Here is an 18,872-nt window from a genome sequence, read left to right as displayed (position 1 = left end):
TCACATTGCTGTTGGTTGATGACAGTCCGGTCGACAACGAGGTCACGTTACTGTTGGTCGAGCTCAAGCCTGTCGACAACGAAGTCACATTACTGTTGGTGGAACTCAAACCCGTCGACAACGAAGTCACGTTGCTGTTCGTGGAACTCAAGCCGGTCGACAACGAAGTCACGTTACTGTTGGTGGAACTCAGACCGGTGGATAACGAAGTGATACCGGTCGACACTGCCGTCGACAATGTAGTGAGCTGGCGAACCGTTACTGCATCCTGAAGAGCAGAACCATCTGCCACATTAGTAATGCGACGCAACGCGGTTGGCGCGCCGACCGAGATTTCCGAAAGTGCCGTGGTTCCAGTCAGGAAACCCTGGCTAGTCGATGTGCTCAGTCCGGTAACACTGCCCTGTCCAATCGCCACGCTGTTGGCATAACTTGCAGTCGCCCCGACGCCAATGGCGACACCATTGGTGGCAGTGCTTATTACGGAGGACGATTTTCCGATTGCAATGGACTGATCAGCGGCAGCTTTTGAGCCATTAAAAGTGTCACCACTACCGCCGCCAATAGCGACTGATGAAATTCCGCTGGCAGTGGCATCGTCGCCTAGAGCGAAGGAGCCGGCCTTGGTCGCTTGGGCATTAGAGCCGATCGCGGTTGAACTACCTCCAGAAGCATTCGCAACATTCCCGATAGCGATGCTGTAGTTGTTAGCTTTCGCGCCGTTGCCGAGTGCGGTTGAATTAGTTCCATAAGCATTCGCGCCGTTGCCGAGTGCGGTTGAATTATCTCCAGCAGCATTCGTGCTAGATCCCACGGCAACGGAGTTGGCTCCGCTTGCGGTAGTGCTGGAACTGGCATTGTTACCATTGCCACCTTCCCCAATCGCTATACTGGTATTTGAAGCAGAGCCTCCGCCAAGCTGAGTCCCGACCGCCCCCGCTCCCGGAGACGCCAACATCACCGCTCCCAACACCGCAGCAACCATCACAGCCCCAACCTTCGAACTACTACGCTTACCCCGTGCGGCAGTATTCTCAGAGACGGCAACCCACGTGCCAAGTACTTCGCTGTATACGGTGCGGTAAATTTTATTCATGTTTAGCTCTATGCAAAATTTGGTACGGCTCGCGACAAGGGATCAGATTGATCGCGCAAGCGGGATCACATGGAAATCAGGAATGCTAAAAGCGGGAAGACAGCTGATGGCGGTTGGCCGGGTACCGTTACCGGGACCGATATCGGGACCGGCAACGCGTCATTTGGCGGCAGGAGTTATGGCGCCGTACTGGTAGCCAACCGGCACCCAGCGTTCGCCCTGCCAGACCAGCGCTACTCTTTCCCAGGCACGCGCTTTGGCGTAGCCCGACACAAAAGTGACGCTGACAAACTCGCCGTGCGGCAAGTCGGGGTGATCGATCTGGTGTTCCATCGCCTCCCAGACCCGCGCGTCAAGAGAGCGGCCTAGTTGAGTGCGCATGCCGCCGATGTAGCCGATCCAGGTGTTCCGGTCCGACTGGCTTTTCATCAAGGTGGAGCTCTGCTCCCACATCTGCCCTGCCTGATCGGCATCGGCCAATGTCAGCCATTGACGCGCGACGCTAATGGCGGCGTCTGCGGATTGGGCCATCGCACTTGCCGAAAGCGACATGCTCACGGCAAATAGCAAAATCAGTTTCGCCAGCCCTTTGAATGAAATCATCTGATGCAACTTGCCCATCTTTTTCCCCGAAAATTTGCCGCTTCCCTGACCAAAGAGCACTCAGCTTCATCGCATCAAAGATGAAAGACCCAAGTGATTTGGCCACTTGCCTCAAATCTCGATTGAAAAATTAGGAGCTCAGATAAATTGCCTTGCTGGCGGATTTTGGTACCGCTCTTGTCATATTTCAAAGTTCACAATATTAAACTTCAAATAACATTTAACGACGTCTTAAGTTCTTCTTACTGATCGTTTTGTTACACAAATGTCACCGCCCCTCGCCGGTACCTGGTGGCACCGGTCATACGCCTGGGCAAAAATGGCGGAATTTCAATTTAGACAACATGCTTTTGCATCTGAGCGCTCAATTAATTGCCCATCGCTGCAATTTGAACGTCAATAAATGTCCAAAATTCATATTTTACAAAACGAGGCAAATGTTAATTTCAATTAGCATTTATGTCATTAAAATAAGTTCCCCAAAGTCGCTAATAAACAACGAAAAATTTCATATATGACGCCCCGTTTCCTTAAAATAAATCATGATTTTTCACGATTACTCATAAAAAAATATGTCGCAAATCCTTGTAAACATTAAAAATTTTTAGTTATATAAAATTCGTATATCACAAGAAAAAAATTTTCAAGATAAAAAATTAACGGGTCACAATTGTTCACATATCGATAGTAAAAACCCTCTAAAGTAAAATAAACCCAAAAAGTATTTCTGCGTGGAAATGATAAATATGTCTCTTAAAATTAATGTCATGACAACCAATAAAATTTCCAGCCGACAAATTTACAATCACAACCGCGACTACCCGATTCGATGCATAAATAACATTTTATATAGCAGTAATTACAAGATATGAATGGCGCGCGGTAGCCCTTTTCAGCCGTCGAATAGCAGGATGCGCGGCAATCCGGAGCATATGGAGAGGCTTGAGGAGTGATTCTGGTTATTTCATTACCAGATGTAGTGAAGTAGATAGAAATGTGAAATTAATTGTCAATTCAACCATCTTACGGGTGCTCTGATAACCCCCCTCCCAAATTCCCCGGGCAATAAAAAAACCCGCAGCGACATGGTCGTTGCGGGTTTTTATTGCGAAGCGGAAGCAGATTATCTCGTGCTGTCCTGATTGTCTTGATCGTCGCTTTCCGCCTCTGCCTTAGCCTCGGCCAGACGCTGCGCTATTTCTTCCTGATGACGTGCCAGCAATGCCGCCCGAGTCTGTGGCGTTTCCAGGCTGATGCGGCCAAGCGCGCCGGTCCGGTAATCTTGCAACAAGGTGTGCGCGGCCTTCTCCAGATCAAGATCGCCGCCCTTGAGGCGAAAACCACGACGTAGCGCCACACCTTCAATCACGCTAACGCCATCGATACCTTCCGTCTTGATGCCGTAACGTGCCGCCAGCAAAGGTGCGTAGCGAATCAGCAACTCGTCGGCCAGGAACGTCGCGACTTCTTCCTCGATCAGCGCATTGGTGCCGATGGCGTGGCTGGCCGCCAGCATCAGGCCGTCGCTCGGATGGGCGATCTTCGGCCATAACATGCCGGGGGTGTCGATCAACACCATGTTGTTGCCCAGGTACAGGCGCTGCTGAACCTTGGTCACGGCCGGCTCATCGCCTACCGCCGCCACGCGACGCTTCAGCAAGGCGTTCATCAGCGTCGATTTGCCAACGTTAGGGATCCCCATGATCATCATGCGCAATGGCTTCAAGGGCGTGCCGCGGTGCGGCGCCAGCTTCAGGCACAAACCCGGTATCTTGGCGACATCGGAAGGCTTCTTGCAGCTCAGCGCCACCGCATGAACGTTTTTCTGGCTGTTGTAAAAGGCAAGCCAGGCCTGCGTGACAGCAGGATCGGCCAGATCGCTCTTATTGAGGATTTTCAGGCAAGGACGCTGGCGAAACACGCGCAGCTGTTCGATCATCGGATTGCAACTGGCTTGCGGCAAACGGCCGTCGAGCACTTCGATCACAAGATCGACCTTCTCCATAGCTTCCGCCGCCTTCTTGCGGGCGGCGTTCATGTGACCTGGGAACCATTGTATGGACATGCGTTGTCTTGTCTGGCTAAAATAAACCGCTATTGTACGGACTTATTTCGGTTCTACCTTGGGTTCTACCTTATCCTTGACGGCGTTCGCTATATGGCAGAGGGTGGTCAATAGCGGTTTGCCCGGCCCTTTTCGCATCCCGCTCATGGTCCTGTGGCGATACATTTATTCGAGGTCGGCCAATACTTTCATATGAGCAACCACACTACGCCCTAGCGCCGACAGGTTGTAACCGCCCTCCAGGCAACTGACGATACGGCCCTGAGCATGCTGCGCAGCGACTTGCATGATTTGTCGGGTCAGCCAGGTATAGTCGGCCTCGACCAGGCCCATCTGCGCCATATCGTCTTCTCTGTGCGCATCAAAACCGGCAGAAACAAAAATCATTTGCGGGCGATGCGCCTCCAGCGCCGGCAGCCATTGCTCCGTCACCAATTTCCGCACCACGCTGCCATCGCTATAGGCTGACACAGGAATATTGACGGCATTATCGCCTTCATCCGGCTCGGTACCGCTGTACGGATAAAACGGGTGCTGGAAAAAACTCACCATCAGCACGCGCGGATCGTGCGCGAAAATCTGTTCCGTGCCATTGCCATGATGGACGTCGAAATCGACAATCGCCACCCGCTCCAACCCGTGCACCTCAAGCGCATGGCGGGCCGCCAGTGCAATATTGTTGAACAGGCAAAATCCCATGGAGGTGTTCGAGGTTGCATGATGCCCGGGCGGACGCACCGCGCAAAACGCGTTATCGATATCACCCGCAATGACCGCGTCAGTCGCGGCCAATGCAGCGCCTGCGGCACGTAGCGCCGCTTGCCAGCTATGCGCATTGACTGAAGTGTCGGGGTCCAGCGGATAAATACCGGCGCTACCGGCCAGAGCGCGGCTATGCTCTCGTACTCTGGCGATCATGGCGGCACTGTGTACGCGCGCCAGATCGTCCTCGAGCGCCAAAGGCGCGGTGCGGTGATCCAGCAACTGGTCGATACGGCTCGCAATCAGCTGGTCTTCGATCGCCTGTAGCCGCGCCGGCGATTCCGGATGCCCTGGGCCCATGTCGTGCAGCTTGCAGTCAGAGTGAGTATAGAAAGCAGTAGTCAATTGATCTCGCCAAAGGTCATGCTGAAAATGATGCCGCAATATGCCTAGTGTACCCAAGAAACGGAAGAAAAATGAGCAGATGCACATACTTCGTCCTGATCCATGGCTGGAAATCAGGGTGGCCTTAAGAAAAACGCCATAATTCCTTAAAGGAACTAGGTTAACTCCTGGGAAGTTTGTATGATTCTCTCTCCCGACTCTCTCCACCATGCCGCCCTTACCAGACAAACCCATGTTCGCAAAAATCCATGCAGTAGCACAGCAAGTCGGTCAGATCGTCGTCGGCAAGGATCACCAGATCCGCCAGGCGTTGGTATGCTTGCTGGCGGGCGGCCATCTCCTGATTGAGGATGTGCCGGGTGTCGGCAAAACCACCTTGGCGCATGCATTGGCCATTTCCCTGGGGCTGCGCTTCAATCGCCTGCAATTTACCAGCGATCTGCTACCTGCCGACGTGGTGGGAATTTCGGTTTTCGATCGCGAGAAAAGCAGTTTTGTGTTTCACCCGGGGCCGGTGTTCACCCAGGTGCTGCTGGCCGATGAAATCAATCGGGCCACGCCCAAGACCCAGTCGGCGCTGCTGGAAGCGATGGAGGAACGCCAGGTCACCGCGGAAGGTTTCACGCGCGACCTGCCGGAGCCGTTCTTCGTTATCGCCACCCAAAATCCAGCCCATCAGGTTGGCACCTTCGCCTTGCCTGAGTCGCAACTGGATCGCTTCCTGATGTGTTTGTCGCTGGGCTATCCGGACGCTGCCGCCGAACGCGCGTTATTAATGGGGGAAGATCGCCGCACCCTGCTGAAATCCATCGCCCCGGTGATGCACGCTGCTGAACTGATCGAAGCCAGGCTGGCATTGAAGCAGATCCATACCTCGACGTCGTTGATCGATTACATACAGGCGCTGGCCCATGCTTCGCGCCAAAATGGCTTGTTTGCGGAAGGCATGAGCCCGCGCGCTGCAATCGCGCTGCTGCAGGCGGCCCGGGCCTGGGCTGCCATGGAAGGCCGCAACCATGTCATTCCCGAGGACGTCCAGGCGGTATTGGTGCCGGTGACAGCACATCGCCTGCGCCCGCTGAAAGCACACGCCGGCAGTACTCTTGGCGCGCGCGACATGGTGCTGCAGCTGATGAAGTCGGTCGCGGTTTAAAACCAGCTTGCTTCGCTATCAGTCTGCGATCGCCACCATGCTGACCTCTCTGCGCAAACGATTCCGGGATTGGCTGGATCGCTCCTTGTTCCAGCTACGCGATGCCGAACCGGGGGAGGTTTTTCTCAACCAGCGACGGGTATTCATCGTGCCGAGCCGGCCTGGGCTGGCTTTTGCCGTCATGCTGGTATTGCTGTTCTTATGTTCCATCAACTACAACCTGAGCCTTGGCTTTGGCTTGACCTTCTTGCTGGCCGCCTGTGCTGTCATCGACATGCACCTGACTTTCCGTAACCTGGCCTATTTGCATCTGACTGCCGGCAAGGTAGCGGCGGTATTTGCCGGCGAAGATGCGCTGTTCGAGCTGCATCTGGCGAACCGGCGCAAGCATACCCGTTATGCCATCTGGCTTGGCTTCATCGGACGTGGCTTGCCTGCCATGGAACGGGCGACCGATGTTCCCGCCCATAGCACCAGCCACCTGACGCTAGCGACCACCACCACCCGTCGCGGCTGGCAGCCGGCTCCCAGGATACGTTTGCAAACGCGCTTTCCGCTTGGTTTGCTGCGCGCCTGGAGTTACTGGCAACCGGACAGCAGGGCCCTGGTCTACCCACGGCCGGAGGCATCGACATCGACCCCGCCGCTGCCGCTGGCGCCAATCGAAAGAAGCGACGGCAACGGCGTCGCCGGGCATCAGGATTTTGCGGGAATCAGGACCTATCAAAGCGGCGACTCGCTCAAACACCTGGCCTGGCGCCAAATCGCCAGGCTGGATACCGATCTCGATCCCAAGTTGATTACCAAGCAGTTTGAAGGCGGCGCAGTCAGCGATTTATCGATTGATTTTGATTCGCTGCCTTATGACATGGCGCTCGAAGACAAACTGTCGCGCATGACGCGCTGGATACTGGAAGCGGAAGCGCGCCAGCTGCCGTATGCGTTCCGCCTCGGCGACAACATCCATGCCGCAGCGCTGGGACCGACCCATCAGCGCGCCTGCCTGCGCGCGCTGGCGCTGTATCAAGGTGTGCCATGAACCACCACCCCATCCAACAGATCAGGGCCGAGCTTGAGAGCAAACCCTTGTTCCGTATCTCAAGCACGTACATGCATACGCTGCCGCGCGACAAAAGCGACACCTTGCTGCTGCTCGGCGCCTGCGCCATGGTGCTGCTGCCGCATTTTTTGCATCTGCCCTGGTGGACCTCGCTGATCTGCGGCGGGCTGCTGCTGTGGCGCGCCTGGGTCACCGTACGCGGCCAGCGCCTGCCGCCACTATGGCTGTTGCTGCCACTGGCGACGCTCACCATGGCGGGGATCTATATCGACTTTCACACCTTGCTCGGACGCGACGCAGGGGTAGCAATGCTGGCGTTATTGCTGACATTTAAATTGCTGGAAATGCGTGCCAGGCGGGATCTGTTCGTGGTGCTGCTGTTGAGTTTCTTTTTGCTGCTTACCGGCTTTTTCTATTCGCAATCGATGCTGTCCTTGCTGTGGATGATGGCTACCCTGGTGCTGATTTTGACGGTACAGCTGTCGTTTCAATATACCGGCCTGGTGCCGCCACTCAAACAGCGGCTGCGCCTGGGCGCTTTGGTATTGGCCATGGCGTTGCCGCTGACGCTGATTCTGTTTTTGCTGTTTCCGCGAATCCAGGGGCCATTGTGGGGCCTGCCGGGCGATGCCCACGGTGGCCGCACAGGTTTGTCGGATAGCATGGCGCCCGGGAATATCGCGCAACTGGCTTTATCCGATGAGATTGCCTTCCGCGTCAAGTTCATCGATGCGCCGCCTGCCCCTGCCAGGTTGTACTGGCGGGGCGCAGTGCTGAATGATTTCGATGGCCGCACCTGGACTCAGGGACGGGCAAGCCGTCCTGCAGTCGATACTGCGACTCATGTTCAGGCAGTATCTGATCTTAACCGCAGTCTTGATCCGGCAACCGCGGTACGCCAGCAAATCACAATGGAAGCGAACGGCCAACGCTGGCTGTTCGCACTGGAAACACCGCAACTGGCGCCGACGCTGGAGGGCATCCCGGTACGGCTGACGGCAGACCATCAAATTCGCGCAGCACGCGCGATCAACGAACGCGTACGCTACGATGTCACCTCGAATCTCAAACCCGCGCCGGCAGATCCGATATCGGCCAGCAGCCTGCAACAAGCGCTGGCATTACCGAACAATTTCAATCCGCGCACCCAGGAATTTGCGGCTGACTTGCGTAAAAAATGGCCGGACGACGTTGCGCTTGTGAACGCAGTGCTGAGTTTCTTTCGACATGAAAAATTCAGCTACACGCTGGAACCACCTCTGCTGGGCCGGGATAGCGTCGACGATTTTCTGTTTTCCAGCCGCGCCGGCTTTTGCGAACACTATGCCAGCTCCTTTGTGGTGCTGATGCGCGCTGCAGGGATTCCCGCGCGCGTGGTGACCGGTTACCAGGGCGGTGAAATCAATATGGTCGATGGCATGATGACCGTGCGTCAGTCCGACGCCCATGCCTGGGCTGAAGTCTGGTTGCCGCCACGCGGCTGGGTAAGAGTCGACCCGACGGCAGCGGTGGCGCCGAGCCGGATTGAAACCCAGCTCAGCAATGTACTGCCGCGCTCTTTCTTTGGCAACCTGCTAGGTGGCGCTGCGGGCCAGGCCAACTGGTGGTCCGGCTTGAACGACGCGACCGCCCTGCTCCGCGCCAATTGGGAAGCACTGGGCAACGGCTGGAACCAATGGGTTCTGAACTACACGCCAGCACGGCAAATGGGCCTGCTGCGCTGGCTTGGATTTGATGGATTCGACTGGCGCAGCCTGATCATCCTGATGCTGACCATCGGCACGGTCGCGGTCGGCAGCGTCACCTTGCCTTTGCTGTTAGCGCGAAACAAGAAGAACCCGCTCGATACTGTATACTCTTCGCTGTGCGCGCAGATGGCGCGGCGTGGCATGGCGCGCAACAAGCATGAGGGGCCGGGCACTTACGGTCGCCGGCTGTGCGCAAGCAACTCGCCACTAACGCCATCTGTCAAAATAGCGGTCAAGCGCTTCATGGCATTGTACGAGGCCCTGCAATACGGCGCCGACTACGGGCCGGACAATAAGCCACCGGCGCCTTTAATGGCACAACTAAAATTACTGCTCTCCCAATGTCGATGAAATCAACTTCAGGTCTCCACACTGTCGCCCAGCTTTGCACTATCGCGCTGGCGATCTCAGCCAGCCCCGATCTTCTGGCGCAGCAAAGCAACTCCGGCAAGACAGCTTCGGCAAGAAACCAGGCACAGGTGCAGGTACAGGTGCGTAAAGCCAGCAGCAATGCCGACGATGGCGAATTCGCCAATTTCGCCGACTGGAAAGAGGTCTCTGCTTTCATCGATCAGATGGTCGAAAAAAATGGCTTCGACCGCGCTGAGCTGGTCACCATGTTTAACAAGGTGCGCTATATCGACAGCGCTATCCAGTTGATGAAACCGGCGCCGGCGAGCAAGCCAAAGAACTGGGCAGCCTACCGCGCCCGTTTCGTCGAACCGGTGCGGATCCAGGCCGGCGTCGATTTCTGGAATACCTATGCCGATGCCTTGAGCCGCGCGGAAGCGCAATATGGCGTACCGGCGGAAATCATCGTCGGCATCATCGGCGTGGAAACCGTGTACGGCCGTAATGTCGGAAGTTTCAGGGTCATGGATGCCATCACCACGCTGGCATTCGACTATCCGAATACACCCACACGCGAGGCGCGGATGCGGTTTTTCCGCAGCGAGCTGGAAAATACCCTGCTGTACGCCAGGGAAACGGGCATCGATCCATTTACCTTGTTAGGTTCATACGCCGGCGCCATCGGCTGGCCGCAGTTCATGCCGAGCAGCATACGCCAGTACGGCGTGGACTTTGACGGCAAGGGGAAAATCGATTTGCGCAATTCGCCAATCGATGCAATTGGCAGCGTCGCCCACTATCTGGCGGAGCACGGCTGGAAAACCGGCATGCCGACCGTCTTCCCGGCAACGCTCTCAACAGACACCAGTTCCGAAAACCGCTGGCAGACATTTATCGGCCAGGGCCTGGAAGCCAAATATTCGCTGGATGATTTAACTGCCGCCGGAGTAGTGCCCGGCGTGGTGCCGCCGGCTGACATGCGATTCGGCCTGGTCGACTTGCAAAATGGCCAGGGACCGACCGAATACTGGCTAGGCACCGATAATTTCTTCGCCATCACGCAATACAACCGCAGTTTCTTTTATGCGATGTCGGTGGTGGATCTGGGTCGCGCGGTACGGGTGGCGCGCGACAAAAACTAACATCAGGGATTGCTGACGTTAGGGCGTATTGACCTATGATTTGGGAGTGCGAACGCGCGGCAGGCGTTGCGTGCCTAGGCGCAGCGACGCGACGTAGCGGGCTACGGCAAGGATGCGGATGGCCGCCCCCTGCAACAACGGCATGCGACGCCTGCAGCCGTTCCCGAAGGGTTCAAACCAAAACGTGCGCTGGCCGCGTTGCATGGCTTGCCGGGGTACCAGCCCCAGCTGCGCCACGCGCCTTGCCACCACACGTTTTGGTTTGAACGCATCTCCCAAATCATAGGTCAACACGCCCTAAGCTCGACTTCCACGGTCTGGTCACCGGCGGTCAGCCAGATCTGCGCATCCTGGATGGTGCATTGCAGCTGCATGTTACGCTGGGCGAAGCGGGTCAATGCCTCGCTGCTGGCCGCGGCAATATTGATGACGGTCAGGTTACGGGCGCGTGCCACTTTGCTGCTGATCTGATTCCACCAGATGTGGCTGGTACTGCTGTAGCTGTACACCACCACCTGCGCCGCCCGTCCGCAAGCCTTGAGAATACGCTTTTCATCGGGCTGGCCGACTTCAATCCAGAGATCAATCGCACCGGTCAAATCCTTGGCCCACAAATCGGGCTCATCAGCATCCGACAAGCCTTTACCGAATACCAAAGCAGCCGATGCGTGACGGGCGAAGGCCAGCAATCGCACCATCATGCGTTCGTCAGTTTCCGAAGGATGACGCGCCAACGTCAGTGCGTGCTCCTGATAATAATGACGATCCATATCGGCAATTTGCAGATCGGCTTTGAAAATAGTTGCTTTAAGGGCCATAACGCCTATTGTTATATATAAGTTGAATCAAACCCGGCGTGAAGCGATCACGGGATCGGAAGAATAACCCGATTTCTGCCAGATGTAGCACGAATAAAGTACATATATGCACGCCGGCAGGCTTGTTGCCTCCAGGTTCGCCCCTATATTTGTCTTAACACCTTGTAAATATTGATACTAATCCAATGACAACTGCTGCATCAGCAACATTATCGCCATTCTCCAGCGAAGTAATCGCTCACACCAAATTATGGCTGGAGCGCGCTGTGATCGGACTCAATCTTTGTCCTTTCGCCAAGGCGGTGTTTATAAAGGACCAGATTCGCTACGTCGTCAGCGCAGCGCAGACGCCGGAAGAATTGTTGGCAGATCTGATCAAGGAACTGGAATTTCTGCACCAGGCGGATCCGGAAGCGGTTGATACCACTTTGCTGATACATCCTGATGCGCTACGTGATTTTTTGGATTACAACGACTTTCTTGATGTCGCCGATGCGGCCGTCGATGAGCTTGAGCTGGATGGAGAAATCCAGGTTGCCAGTTTTCATCCCGACTATCAGTTCGCCGGCACCGAGGTGGATGATATCAGCAACTATACGAATCGTGCGCCGTACCCGACTTTGCATCTTTTACGCGAAATTAGCGTCGAACGGGCAGTAAATGCGTTTCCGGACGCGTCCGAGATATTCAACAAGAATATGCAAACCTTGCATCAACTGGGTTTAGATGGCTGGCAGAAAGTATTGAGGGAGGGATAGACAAAAACAAACTTTATTGGTATTTTACTAATTAAACAATGTTGTAAAACGATGTTCCTTGTATTTTTTACGGAAAGTTACTAAATAGTAATAGACATCGTAACAAGAAAATTTTAAATTGAGCTTGTGCAACTTATTTGTATATTTGGTCACTAAACAAAGGTAGGTTGTTTGTTACCAAAATAATATACAACATGCTGTGCAATGTACTTGGCGGTATCAGCTGTACCATGAAGAAAAAGATAGGGAGTTTCTTTATGACAAATATGTGCTCAAAATCAGTATAAAATACGGCAATCTTATAAGGCTGCCAATAAAACTGGGAGGTGCACTTGGTAATAGTTCGGTACAAATTGCACAAACACTTCCCATATATCAACTAGGATAACGGAATCAATTGATTATGACTATGAATACTACCCCAGACGCACCAACCAGCAACAAGCTCGATGAACAGGTGACCTATGACCCAAATCACCTGCTGGATTCATTGATCGACAAGTTGCATTTGAAAAATGATGCGGCACTTTCACGCTCGCTAGAAGTAGCGCCACCGGTCATCAGTAAAATTCGCCATCGCCGCTTGCCGGTTGGCGCATCGCTACTGATCCGTATGCACGAAGTCAGCGATCTGACGATTCGTGAGTTGCGTGCCTTGATGGGCGATCGTCGCGAAAAATTCCGTATCAGCGACAAGCAATTCAAGCCAAAGAGCAAGATCGAAGCCGAAAAGCTGAAGTAATCAGCATGTCGGCAACGTCCGAAACTCCTGCCTGGAGCAGTTCGCTTCAGGCAGGGAAAACGCCTGTAGATAAATAACGATCGCCGCGATCGCACACGACAAAAACAATCGTCGCGTTCTCTACTTGCTGCGAAATCCTGAGTGCCACTTCGCAGGCACCGCCTGTCGATATCCCACAGAAAATCCCCTCTTCGCTTGCCAGCCTGCGTGCCATATGTTCGGACGCGGCCTGACTGACGGACTCAATCTGGTCTACCCTGGAATGCTCGTATATCTTTGGCAGATATGCTTCCGGCCACTTTCTGATGCCTGGAATTTGTGAGCCTTCTTCCGGCTGCGCACCGATAATCCGGATCGCCTGATTCTGCTCCTTCAGATAGGTCGAAACGCCCATGATGGTGCCGGTGGTCCCCATCGCACTCACAAAATGAGTGATGCGTCCTTCGGTATCGCGCCAAAGTTCGGGACCGGTGGTTTCATAATGCGCCAGCGGATTGTCCGGATTGGCAAACTGGTCGAGGATCAGCCCTTCGCCGTCTTTCTGCATTTTTTCTGCCAGGTCGCGCGCATATTCCATGCCGCCGGTCTTGGGCGTGAGAATGATCTTGGCGCCGTATGCCGCCATGCTCTGACGCCGTTCCTCACTCAGGTTTTCCGGCATCAACAACACCATCTTGTAGCCGCGCATCGCAGCCACCATCGCCAGGGCAATGCCGGTGTTGCCGCTGGTTGCTTCAATCAGGGTATCGCCCGGTTTGATCTGGCCACGCGCTTCGGCATGCTTGATCATCGACAATGCCGGCCGGTCTTTCACCGACCCGGCTGGATTGTTGCCTTCCATCTTGGCCAGGATAACGTTATTGCGTTGTTCGGCATCGCTGCCGGGGATACGTTTGAGTTGTACCAGAGGCGTGTTGCCGATTGTGTCTTCGATAGTCAGATAAGGCATAGTGTGTGCAGGCGTCTTGGGCAAAGAACCCATTTTAATATGAGACTTTGTTACGCGTATGAAAGCCTGACAAACCGGACAAAATAGTGCCTGGCAAGCGCACAAGCAGTCTTGAAAAGAAAAGGCCCCGAAATACGGACGGGGCAAGCAGGAGCTTCATGGTTTGTTTGCCTGGATTTGAACCGGTAGCTGCCGGGACACCTACTTGGCTGGCGGCTTGGCCGTAATCTTGGCAGGTGCAGTGGCGGGGGTAGTGGCAGATGCGGTGGCAGATGCAGTGGCAGGTGCCGTTGCGGCCTCTCCACCCGCCTTCGGCTTACCGTTCACCAGCAAGCCGGCCTGTGACAACTTGACCGACTTCTTGTCGCCAATGCCTGGCACGCGGCTTTCAAAATCGGCCCAGTCCTTGAAGTTACCGCCTTTGCCGCGCTCGTCCACTATGCGTTTAGCGGTAGCGGAACCGATGCCCTTGACGCCGTCCAGGGCACTCAGATCACCCTTGTTGACGTCGACCTGAGCAAAACTGGCGGTGGCCATCAACATGCCAACTATCAGCAATAATTTTTTCAGCATTTCGTCTTTCTCCCATGAATGTGTTGGTGATTCAAATGATCAATCAGACGCGAAAACGTCCAATTAATTATAATCACCGACACATGGAAAATTGACTTTTACACCACAAACAAGATTTGACTTAGCTAAGGGAGGCGTTTCGCAAATAATGAAACGCTACCCGAGCAACTCTTCGCGGCTGACGGTTGCCGTACCGAGTTTGCCGACCACGATGCCGCCGGCACGGTTCGCCAGCGCAACGGCGTCGGCAATCGGCAATCCCGCTCCCAGCATCACTGCCAGGGTGGCAATCACGGTATCGCCAGCGCCGGAAACGTCATATACCTCGCGCGCCATGGCAGGAAAATGACGAATTTCCTTCGCGGTATATAAACTCATTCCTTCTTCCGAGCGCGTCAGCAGCAACGCCTCGAGTTGCAGCGACTCACGCAAGTTTTGCGCTTTGAGCGTCAACTCTTCCTCACTCTTCCAGTTGCCGACAATGTGCTTCATCTCCGCTTTATTCGGCGTCAGGACGGTTGCCCCCACATAGCGCGAGAAATCGTCGCCCTTGGGATCGACCAGAATGCACTTGCCGGCTTGCCTGGCGGCAGCGATCATTTCGGCGACGTTGACCAGGCTGCCTTTGGCGTAATCGGATAGCACCACTACCGGGTATTGCGGCAGCAAAGTATTGAAACGGGTCAGCTTGTCGCGCAATACTGCGTCGGTCGGCGCTTCCTCAAAATCGATGCGCAGCAATTGCTGCTGGCGGCCTATCACGCGCAATTTGATGATGGTCGAGATGGCCGGATCGCGGGTCAGGAAACTGCTGACGCCCATTTCCGCCAGCATGCTGTCGACGGTATCGCCAGCTTCGTCTTGACCTACCACGCCCAACAAGCCAGAGCTGCCGCCCAGAGTGGCGATATTGCGCGCGACGTTGGCTGCGCCGCCAAGGCGTTCTTCACGCTTTTCGACCCGTACGATCGGCACCGGCGCCTCTGGCGAAATCCGGCTTACTTCGCCGAACCAGTAGCGATCCAGCATGACATCGCCAACCACCAGGATCTGTACGCTTTCAAAGGAAGCGGGCACTTTGTAGACAGATGTGCTCATGTTCTTATCCTCGCGCCAGCACCGAACGACCGATGCCGTAATACTCGAAGCCCAGTTCGCCCATCACCCCGGGTTCGTACAAGTTACGGCCATCGAAGACGACTGGCGCCTTGAGCAACGTTTTTACCTGTTCAAAGTCGGGGCTGCGGAAGGTCTTCCACTCTGTCACGATGACCAGGGCGTCAGCATTTTGCAAAGCGTCGGTCTGGTTGTCGCAAAAACGGATGCGCTCGAAGGCGCCAGGCGTCGCGGCAAGATCCAGCGCCAATACCCGCCTGGCCTCGGCCATCGCTACCGGATCATGCACCGCCACGGTAGCGCCGCGCGCAAGCAGTTCGCCCAGCAGCACGCGCGATGAAGCTTCGCGCATGTCATCGGTATTCGGCTTGAACGCCAAGCCCCACAATGCAAAGTGCTTGCCGCTCAGGTCCGCGCCGAAACGTTCGGTGATCTTTTGTCCCAGCACGTGCTTCTGGTTGTTATTGACTTGCTCAACCGCGCGCAGGATATGTAATTCCTGGCCATACGCGCGTGCGGTCCGTTCCAGCGCCTGCACATCCTTCGGAAAACAGGAACCGCCGTAGCCGCAACCGGCATACAGGAAGCTGTAGCCGATGCGTGGATCGGAACCGATGCCATGGCGCACGGCTTCGATATCGGCGCCGACTTTATCGGCCAAGTTGGCCAGTTCATTCATGAATGAGATGCGGGTCGCCAGCATCGCATTCGCTGCGTATTTGGTGAATTCGGCTGAACGTACATCCATCCAGAATGTGCGTTCGTGATTACGATTGAACGGCAGGTATAGCTGTTTCATCAGCGCCTGCGCCTGCTGGCCCTCAGCGCTTTCGTCGCAGCCGATGACGATGCGGTCAGGCCGCATGAAATCTTCGACGGCGGCGCCTTCTTTCAGGAATTCCGGATTGGAGACGACCGAGAATTGCGGTGCCTTGCCGCTCAGCTTACGTGTGTCCAGTTCGGCCTGGATCGCTGCGCTCACCTTGTCTGCGGTACCCACCGGCACCGTCGACTTGTCGACAATGACCTTGAAGCCGGTCATGTATTTGCCGATGTTGCGGGCCGCGGCCACCACGTATTGCAGGTCGGCGGAACCGTCTTCATCGGGCGGCGTGCCCACCGCAATAAACTGCACCTGGCCATGCGCCACGCTGGCCGCAATATCGGTGGAGAAATGCAAGCGTCCGGCTGCGCGATTACGGCCGACGATTTCAGCCAGGCCCGGTTCATGGATCGGAATGCCGCCGCTATTGAGCAAATCGATCTTGCGTTGATCCAGATCCAGGCAAAATACATCGTTGCCCAATTCGGCCAGGCAAGCACCTGTGACCAAACCGACATAACCGGTACCGATAATAGTAATTTTCATGTTATTCCGTGAATGCGCTGCGCTGCCCGCTATAGGTGGCGGGCCAGCAGGATTAATTCATTACGTTCAATTCTTCAGTACGGCGCGGCGGGTAGGTTTCCCATCGGCTGCACCCCGGGCATTGCCAGTAGAACTGACGCGCCTTGAAACCACAGTGACTGCATTGGTAACGTGCCAGCTTCTGGGTATAGCCATGCACCAGATTTTTGACTACCGACAGCTCGGTATGCATTTCCGGCGTGATTTTCATCAAGCGTGCTTCCAGCAGCTTATCCAGGCCAAGCAAGGTCGGCGTACGCCGCAGTTCATCGCTCACCAGCTGATTGGTGGCTTCGACGCCATCCAGTTCCAGCACCGCCTTGAACACCACTTCCAGCAGATCGATGGAAGATGCTTCCGCAAGATAGGAGCGCAGCAAGCTGACGCCTTCATGCGGCCTTCCGACAGCACGATAGCCATCCATCAAACGCTGGGCCACCAGCGCCACATGCGGCACACTTTGCTGCTCGACCCGGCGCCAGGCATGCAATGCCGCTTCGACGTCACCCTGGGCCAGATGTACGTCGCCTAGCAACATGGTGGCACGCACGCTGTTGCGGTCGTTTTTCAGCGCTTTTTCCAGCAGGGACATGGCGGCTTCGGGGTGACCGTCCACCAGCTCATCCTGCGCCAACTCGCAATAAAACTGTGAAATTTCCTTTTGCCGTCCACCGGCGCCGGATTGTTGCAGAGTCTGTGCTGCCTCAATCGCGCGCAGCCATTCTTTTTCGCGCTGATAGATTTCGAGCAGCGCGCGCCCTGCTTGCGCCCCGTATTGACTGCCGGCGAGCAAATTGAAACTCTCTTCGGCGCGATCCAGCAAACCGGCTTTCAGGTAATCCTGCCCCAGCTCATACTGCGCGTGCAGGCGGTGCTCTTGCGCCAGATCGGGGCGTGCCAGCAAGTTCTGGTGCACCCGAATTGCGCGCTCGGTTTCGCCGCGGCGGCGGAACAGGTTGCCTAGTGCGAAATGCAGCTCGGCGGTTTCCGGATCGAGCTTGACGATTTCGATGAATGCATCGATAGCCTTGTCCGGCTGTTCGTTAAGCAGAAAATTCAAACCCTTGAAATACCCACGGGGCAAACTGCGCGATTCGGATATCAGTTGATTGATATCGACCCGTGCGGCGATCCAGCCTAATCCAAAAAAGACTGGGATACCGAGTAACCACCAAATTTCAAATTCCATACGGGCTGTGCTTTATGCGTGACCTGAGTCTCAGACGAGTCTCAGGTGTGATTTGCCGGTAAGCTGCCGCTGCAGCGGTATATAGCAACCAGCAATGCAGCGATGCAGCAAATTAAATACCTAGCGGCATTATATATTCTTGATGCTGTCCGGTTGCGGTGCTTGCGACTCTGCCAGCCGTTGCGCTTCTTGTTCTTTCTGCAGGGAAGTCAGTGCCTTTTTCGTCTTCGAGGCATTGCGACGGTGACGCAGTACAGATGGCGCCATGGCCAGTACGCCAAGGATCGCACCAAAGACAAAGAAGCCCAGCAGGAATAGCACCAGCGGCCCTTGCATCGTCGTGCCAGGGAAAAACTGGAGATCGACGGTGCTTTTGTTCTGCAACGCGAATCCAAAAAATACAACGAAGAGCAAGATCGAAAGAATTCGGGAAATGATTTTCATGATGCCTTTCCGTTTGATTGGGTAATAGCGGGTAGTGGCGGGTAGTAAGCGCGCTGCTTGAATGTGCAATTGGCCGGACAAAATCTTGCCATATTTACAAATTCACTACTAATACACAAACAATATAACTTTAAATGATGCGAAATTGTACGTGAAAAAAAACGGCATCCGAAGATGCCGTTTCGATTTGCTCGCGCGTTAACACTAACTAAGCACTAACTCAGCAACTACAACTCAGTCCTCTTGAATCGGTTGCCCGACCATCGCGTCGACCCGTTCGCGCAATTCCTTGCCTGGCTTGAAATGCGGCACCCGTTTTTCGGGCACCATCACTTTGTCGCCGGACTTGGGATTACGTCCGATCCGCGGTGGCCGCCGATTCAGCGCAAAACTGCCGAACCCGCGAATCTCGATACGCTGGCCGGTCGCCAAGGCGTCCGTCATTGCATCGAGTATCGTTTTCACCGCGTAATCCGCATCCTTAGCTACCAGTTGCGGATAACGCTCGGCCAAGCGGGCAATCAGCTCCGACTTTGTCATTAGCTTGACT

At 55.1% G+C, this 18,872-nt stretch carries 18 protein-coding genes; 6 read left to right on the top strand and 12 right to left on the bottom strand.

Annotated features, from left to right (window positions below):
* The 4 genes from BM029_RS25610 to BM029_RS11420 all read right to left on the bottom strand — a co-directional run.
* The coding region (locus tag BM029_RS25610; protein ID WP_256381605.1) for an ESPR domain-containing protein at positions 1-1,096 on the bottom strand (1,096 nt) is incomplete at its 3' end.
* Positions 1,097-1,255: 159 nt separating this feature from the next.
* Positions 1,256-1,717, bottom strand: coding sequence for a DUF4019 domain-containing protein (locus BM029_RS11430; protein ID WP_092436091.1), 462 nt, complete (start codon positions 1,715-1,717; stop codon positions 1,256-1,258).
* A gap of 1,105 nt (positions 1,718-2,822) precedes the next feature.
* Entirely contained in the window at positions 2,823-3,764 is a 942-nt protein-coding gene (gene ylqF, locus BM029_RS11425; protein ID WP_092436089.1) for a ribosome biogenesis GTPase YlqF, read from the bottom strand.
* Between the two features lie 165 nt (positions 3,765-3,929).
* Positions 3,930-4,871, bottom strand: a complete 942-nt coding sequence (locus BM029_RS11420) for a histone deacetylase family protein (protein WP_092436087.1) — start codon at positions 4,869-4,871, stop codon at positions 3,930-3,932.
* Positions 4,872-5,103: 232 nt separating this feature from the next.
* On the opposite strand from BM029_RS11420, the gene BM029_RS11415 reads away from it, so the two are divergent.
* Genes BM029_RS11415 through mltB form a run of 4 tightly spaced genes read left to right on the top strand, consistent with a single transcriptional unit; the run spans position 5,104 to position 10,325 of the window.
* Positions 5,104-6,024, top strand: coding sequence for an AAA family ATPase (locus tag BM029_RS11415; protein WP_092436085.1), 921 nt, complete (start codon positions 5,104-5,106; stop codon positions 6,022-6,024).
* A gap of 37 nt (positions 6,025-6,061) precedes the next feature.
* Entirely contained in the window at positions 6,062-7,063 is a 1,002-nt protein-coding gene (locus BM029_RS11410; RefSeq protein ID WP_092436083.1) for a DUF58 domain-containing protein, read from the top strand.
* Positions 7,060-9,183, top strand: coding sequence for a transglutaminase TgpA family protein (locus BM029_RS11405; protein WP_092436080.1), 2,124 nt, complete (start codon positions 7,060-7,062; stop codon positions 9,181-9,183). The genes BM029_RS11410 and BM029_RS11405 overlap by 4 nt, the downstream gene beginning before the upstream one ends.
* Positions 9,174-10,325, top strand: a complete 1,152-nt coding sequence (mltB, locus tag BM029_RS11400) for a lytic murein transglycosylase B (protein ID WP_092436078.1) — start codon at positions 9,174-9,176, stop codon at positions 10,323-10,325. The genes BM029_RS11405 and mltB overlap by 10 nt, the downstream gene beginning before the upstream one ends.
* 287 nt (positions 10,326-10,612) lie before the next feature.
* Here mltB and BM029_RS11390 read toward each other — a convergent pair whose 3' ends face one another.
* Positions 10,613-11,143, bottom strand: a complete 531-nt coding sequence (locus BM029_RS11390) for a YaeQ family protein (RefSeq protein ID WP_092436073.1) — start codon at positions 11,141-11,143, stop codon at positions 10,613-10,615.
* 185 nt (positions 11,144-11,328) lie between these two features.
* Here BM029_RS11390 and BM029_RS11385 point away from each other — a divergent pair, with 185 nt between their 5' ends.
* Both BM029_RS11385 and BM029_RS11380 read left to right on the top strand, forming a co-directional pair.
* On the top strand, positions 11,329-11,901 hold the full coding sequence (locus BM029_RS11385) for a DUF1415 domain-containing protein (RefSeq protein ID WP_092436071.1): 573 nt from the start codon (positions 11,329-11,331) through the stop codon (positions 11,899-11,901).
* A 409-nt stretch (positions 11,902-12,310) separates the two neighbouring features.
* Positions 12,311-12,643: a hypothetical protein gene (locus tag BM029_RS11380; RefSeq protein ID WP_092359910.1), complete on the top strand. Its 333-nt coding sequence runs from the start codon at positions 12,311-12,313 to the stop codon at positions 12,641-12,643.
* Positions 12,644-12,689: 46 nt separating this feature from the next.
* On the opposite strand, the gene cysM is transcribed toward BM029_RS11380, so the two are convergent.
* The 7 genes from cysM to BM029_RS11345 all read right to left on the bottom strand — a co-directional run bounded on the left by cysM (position 12,690) and on the right by BM029_RS11345 (position 18,862).
* Positions 12,690-13,592 carry a cysteine synthase CysM gene (cysM, locus tag BM029_RS11375; RefSeq protein ID WP_092417104.1) on the bottom strand — a complete coding sequence of 301 codons (903 nt, stop codon included), beginning with the start codon at positions 13,590-13,592 and terminating at the stop codon, positions 12,690-12,692.
* Positions 13,593-13,793: 201 nt separating this feature from the next.
* A complete protein-coding gene (locus tag BM029_RS11370; RefSeq protein ID WP_092436069.1) occupies positions 13,794-14,165 on the bottom strand; it encodes a ComEA family DNA-binding protein in 372 nt (123 codons plus the stop codon).
* 156 nt (positions 14,166-14,321) lie between these two features.
* A complete protein-coding gene (rfaE1, locus tag BM029_RS11365) occupies positions 14,322-15,263 on the bottom strand; it encodes a D-glycero-beta-D-manno-heptose-7-phosphate kinase (protein ID WP_092436068.1) in 942 nt (313 codons plus the stop codon).
* A gap of 4 nt (positions 15,264-15,267) precedes the next feature.
* Entirely contained in the window at positions 15,268-16,650 is a 1,383-nt protein-coding gene (locus tag BM029_RS11360) for a UDP-glucose dehydrogenase family protein (RefSeq protein ID WP_092436066.1), read from the bottom strand.
* A gap of 52 nt (positions 16,651-16,702) precedes the next feature.
* Positions 16,703-17,878 carry a lipopolysaccharide assembly protein LapB gene (gene lapB, locus BM029_RS11355; RefSeq protein WP_092436064.1) on the bottom strand — a complete coding sequence of 392 codons (1,176 nt, stop codon included), beginning with the start codon at positions 17,876-17,878 and terminating at the stop codon, positions 16,703-16,705.
* Positions 17,879-18,007: 129 nt separating this feature from the next.
* Positions 18,008-18,322, bottom strand: coding sequence for a LapA family protein (locus tag BM029_RS11350; RefSeq protein ID WP_092436062.1), 315 nt, complete (start codon positions 18,320-18,322; stop codon positions 18,008-18,010).
* Between the two features lie 234 nt (positions 18,323-18,556).
* Entirely contained in the window at positions 18,557-18,862 is a 306-nt protein-coding gene (locus BM029_RS11345) for an integration host factor subunit beta (RefSeq protein ID WP_092359917.1), read from the bottom strand.
* Positions 18,863-18,872 lie beyond the last annotated feature (10 nt).

The sequence above is a fragment of the Collimonas sp. OK607 genome (genome assembly GCF_900111995.1).
Taxonomy (GTDB): Bacteria; Pseudomonadota; Gammaproteobacteria; order Burkholderiales; family Burkholderiaceae_D; genus Collimonas.
This window is presented reverse-complemented; position numbering and strand designations above follow the sequence as displayed.

Bases quoted from the DNA above. Each gene is read 5' to 3' on its own strand.
- cysM (WP_092417104.1), bottom strand. From the start codon at position 13,592: ATGCCTTATCTGACTATCGAAGACACAATCGGCAACACGCCTCTGGTA.
- BM029_RS11360 (WP_092436066.1), bottom strand. From the start codon at position 16,650: ATGAAAATTACTATTATCGGTACCGGTTATGTCGGTTTGGTCACAGGT.
- BM029_RS11430 (WP_092436091.1), bottom strand. From the start codon at position 1,717: ATGGGCAAGTTGCATCAGATGATTTCATTCAAAGGGCTGGCGAAACTG.
- BM029_RS11390 (WP_092436073.1), bottom strand. From the start codon at position 11,143: ATGGCCCTTAAAGCAACTATTTTCAAAGCCGATCTGCAAATTGCCGAT.
- rfaE1 (WP_092436068.1), bottom strand. From the start codon at position 15,263: ATGAGCACATCTGTCTACAAAGTGCCCGCTTCCTTTGAAAGCGTACAG.
- BM029_RS11405 (WP_092436080.1), top strand. From the start codon at position 7,060: ATGAACCACCACCCCATCCAACAGATCAGGGCCGAGCTTGAGAGCAAA.
- BM029_RS11345 (WP_092359917.1), bottom strand. From the start codon at position 18,862: ATGACAAAGTCGGAGCTGATTGCCCGCTTGGCCGAGCGTTATCCGCAA.
- BM029_RS11350 (WP_092436062.1), bottom strand. From the start codon at position 18,322: ATGAAAATCATTTCCCGAATTCTTTCGATCTTGCTCTTCGTTGTATTT.
- BM029_RS11415 (WP_092436085.1), top strand. From the start codon at position 5,104: ATGTTCGCAAAAATCCATGCAGTAGCACAGCAAGTCGGTCAGATCGTC.
- mltB (WP_092436078.1), top strand. From the start codon at position 9,174: ATGTCGATGAAATCAACTTCAGGTCTCCACACTGTCGCCCAGCTTTGC.
- BM029_RS11410 (WP_092436083.1), top strand. From the start codon at position 6,062: ATGCTGACCTCTCTGCGCAAACGATTCCGGGATTGGCTGGATCGCTCC.
- BM029_RS11385 (WP_092436071.1), top strand. From the start codon at position 11,329: ATGACAACTGCTGCATCAGCAACATTATCGCCATTCTCCAGCGAAGTA.
- BM029_RS11380 (WP_092359910.1), top strand. From the start codon at position 12,311: ATGAATACTACCCCAGACGCACCAACCAGCAACAAGCTCGATGAACAG.
- BM029_RS11370 (WP_092436069.1), bottom strand. From the start codon at position 14,165: ATGCTGAAAAAATTATTGCTGATAGTTGGCATGTTGATGGCCACCGCC.
- lapB (WP_092436064.1), bottom strand. From the start codon at position 17,878: ATGGAATTTGAAATTTGGTGGTTACTCGGTATCCCAGTCTTTTTTGGA.
- ylqF (WP_092436089.1), bottom strand. From the start codon at position 3,764: ATGTCCATACAATGGTTCCCAGGTCACATGAACGCCGCCCGCAAGAAG.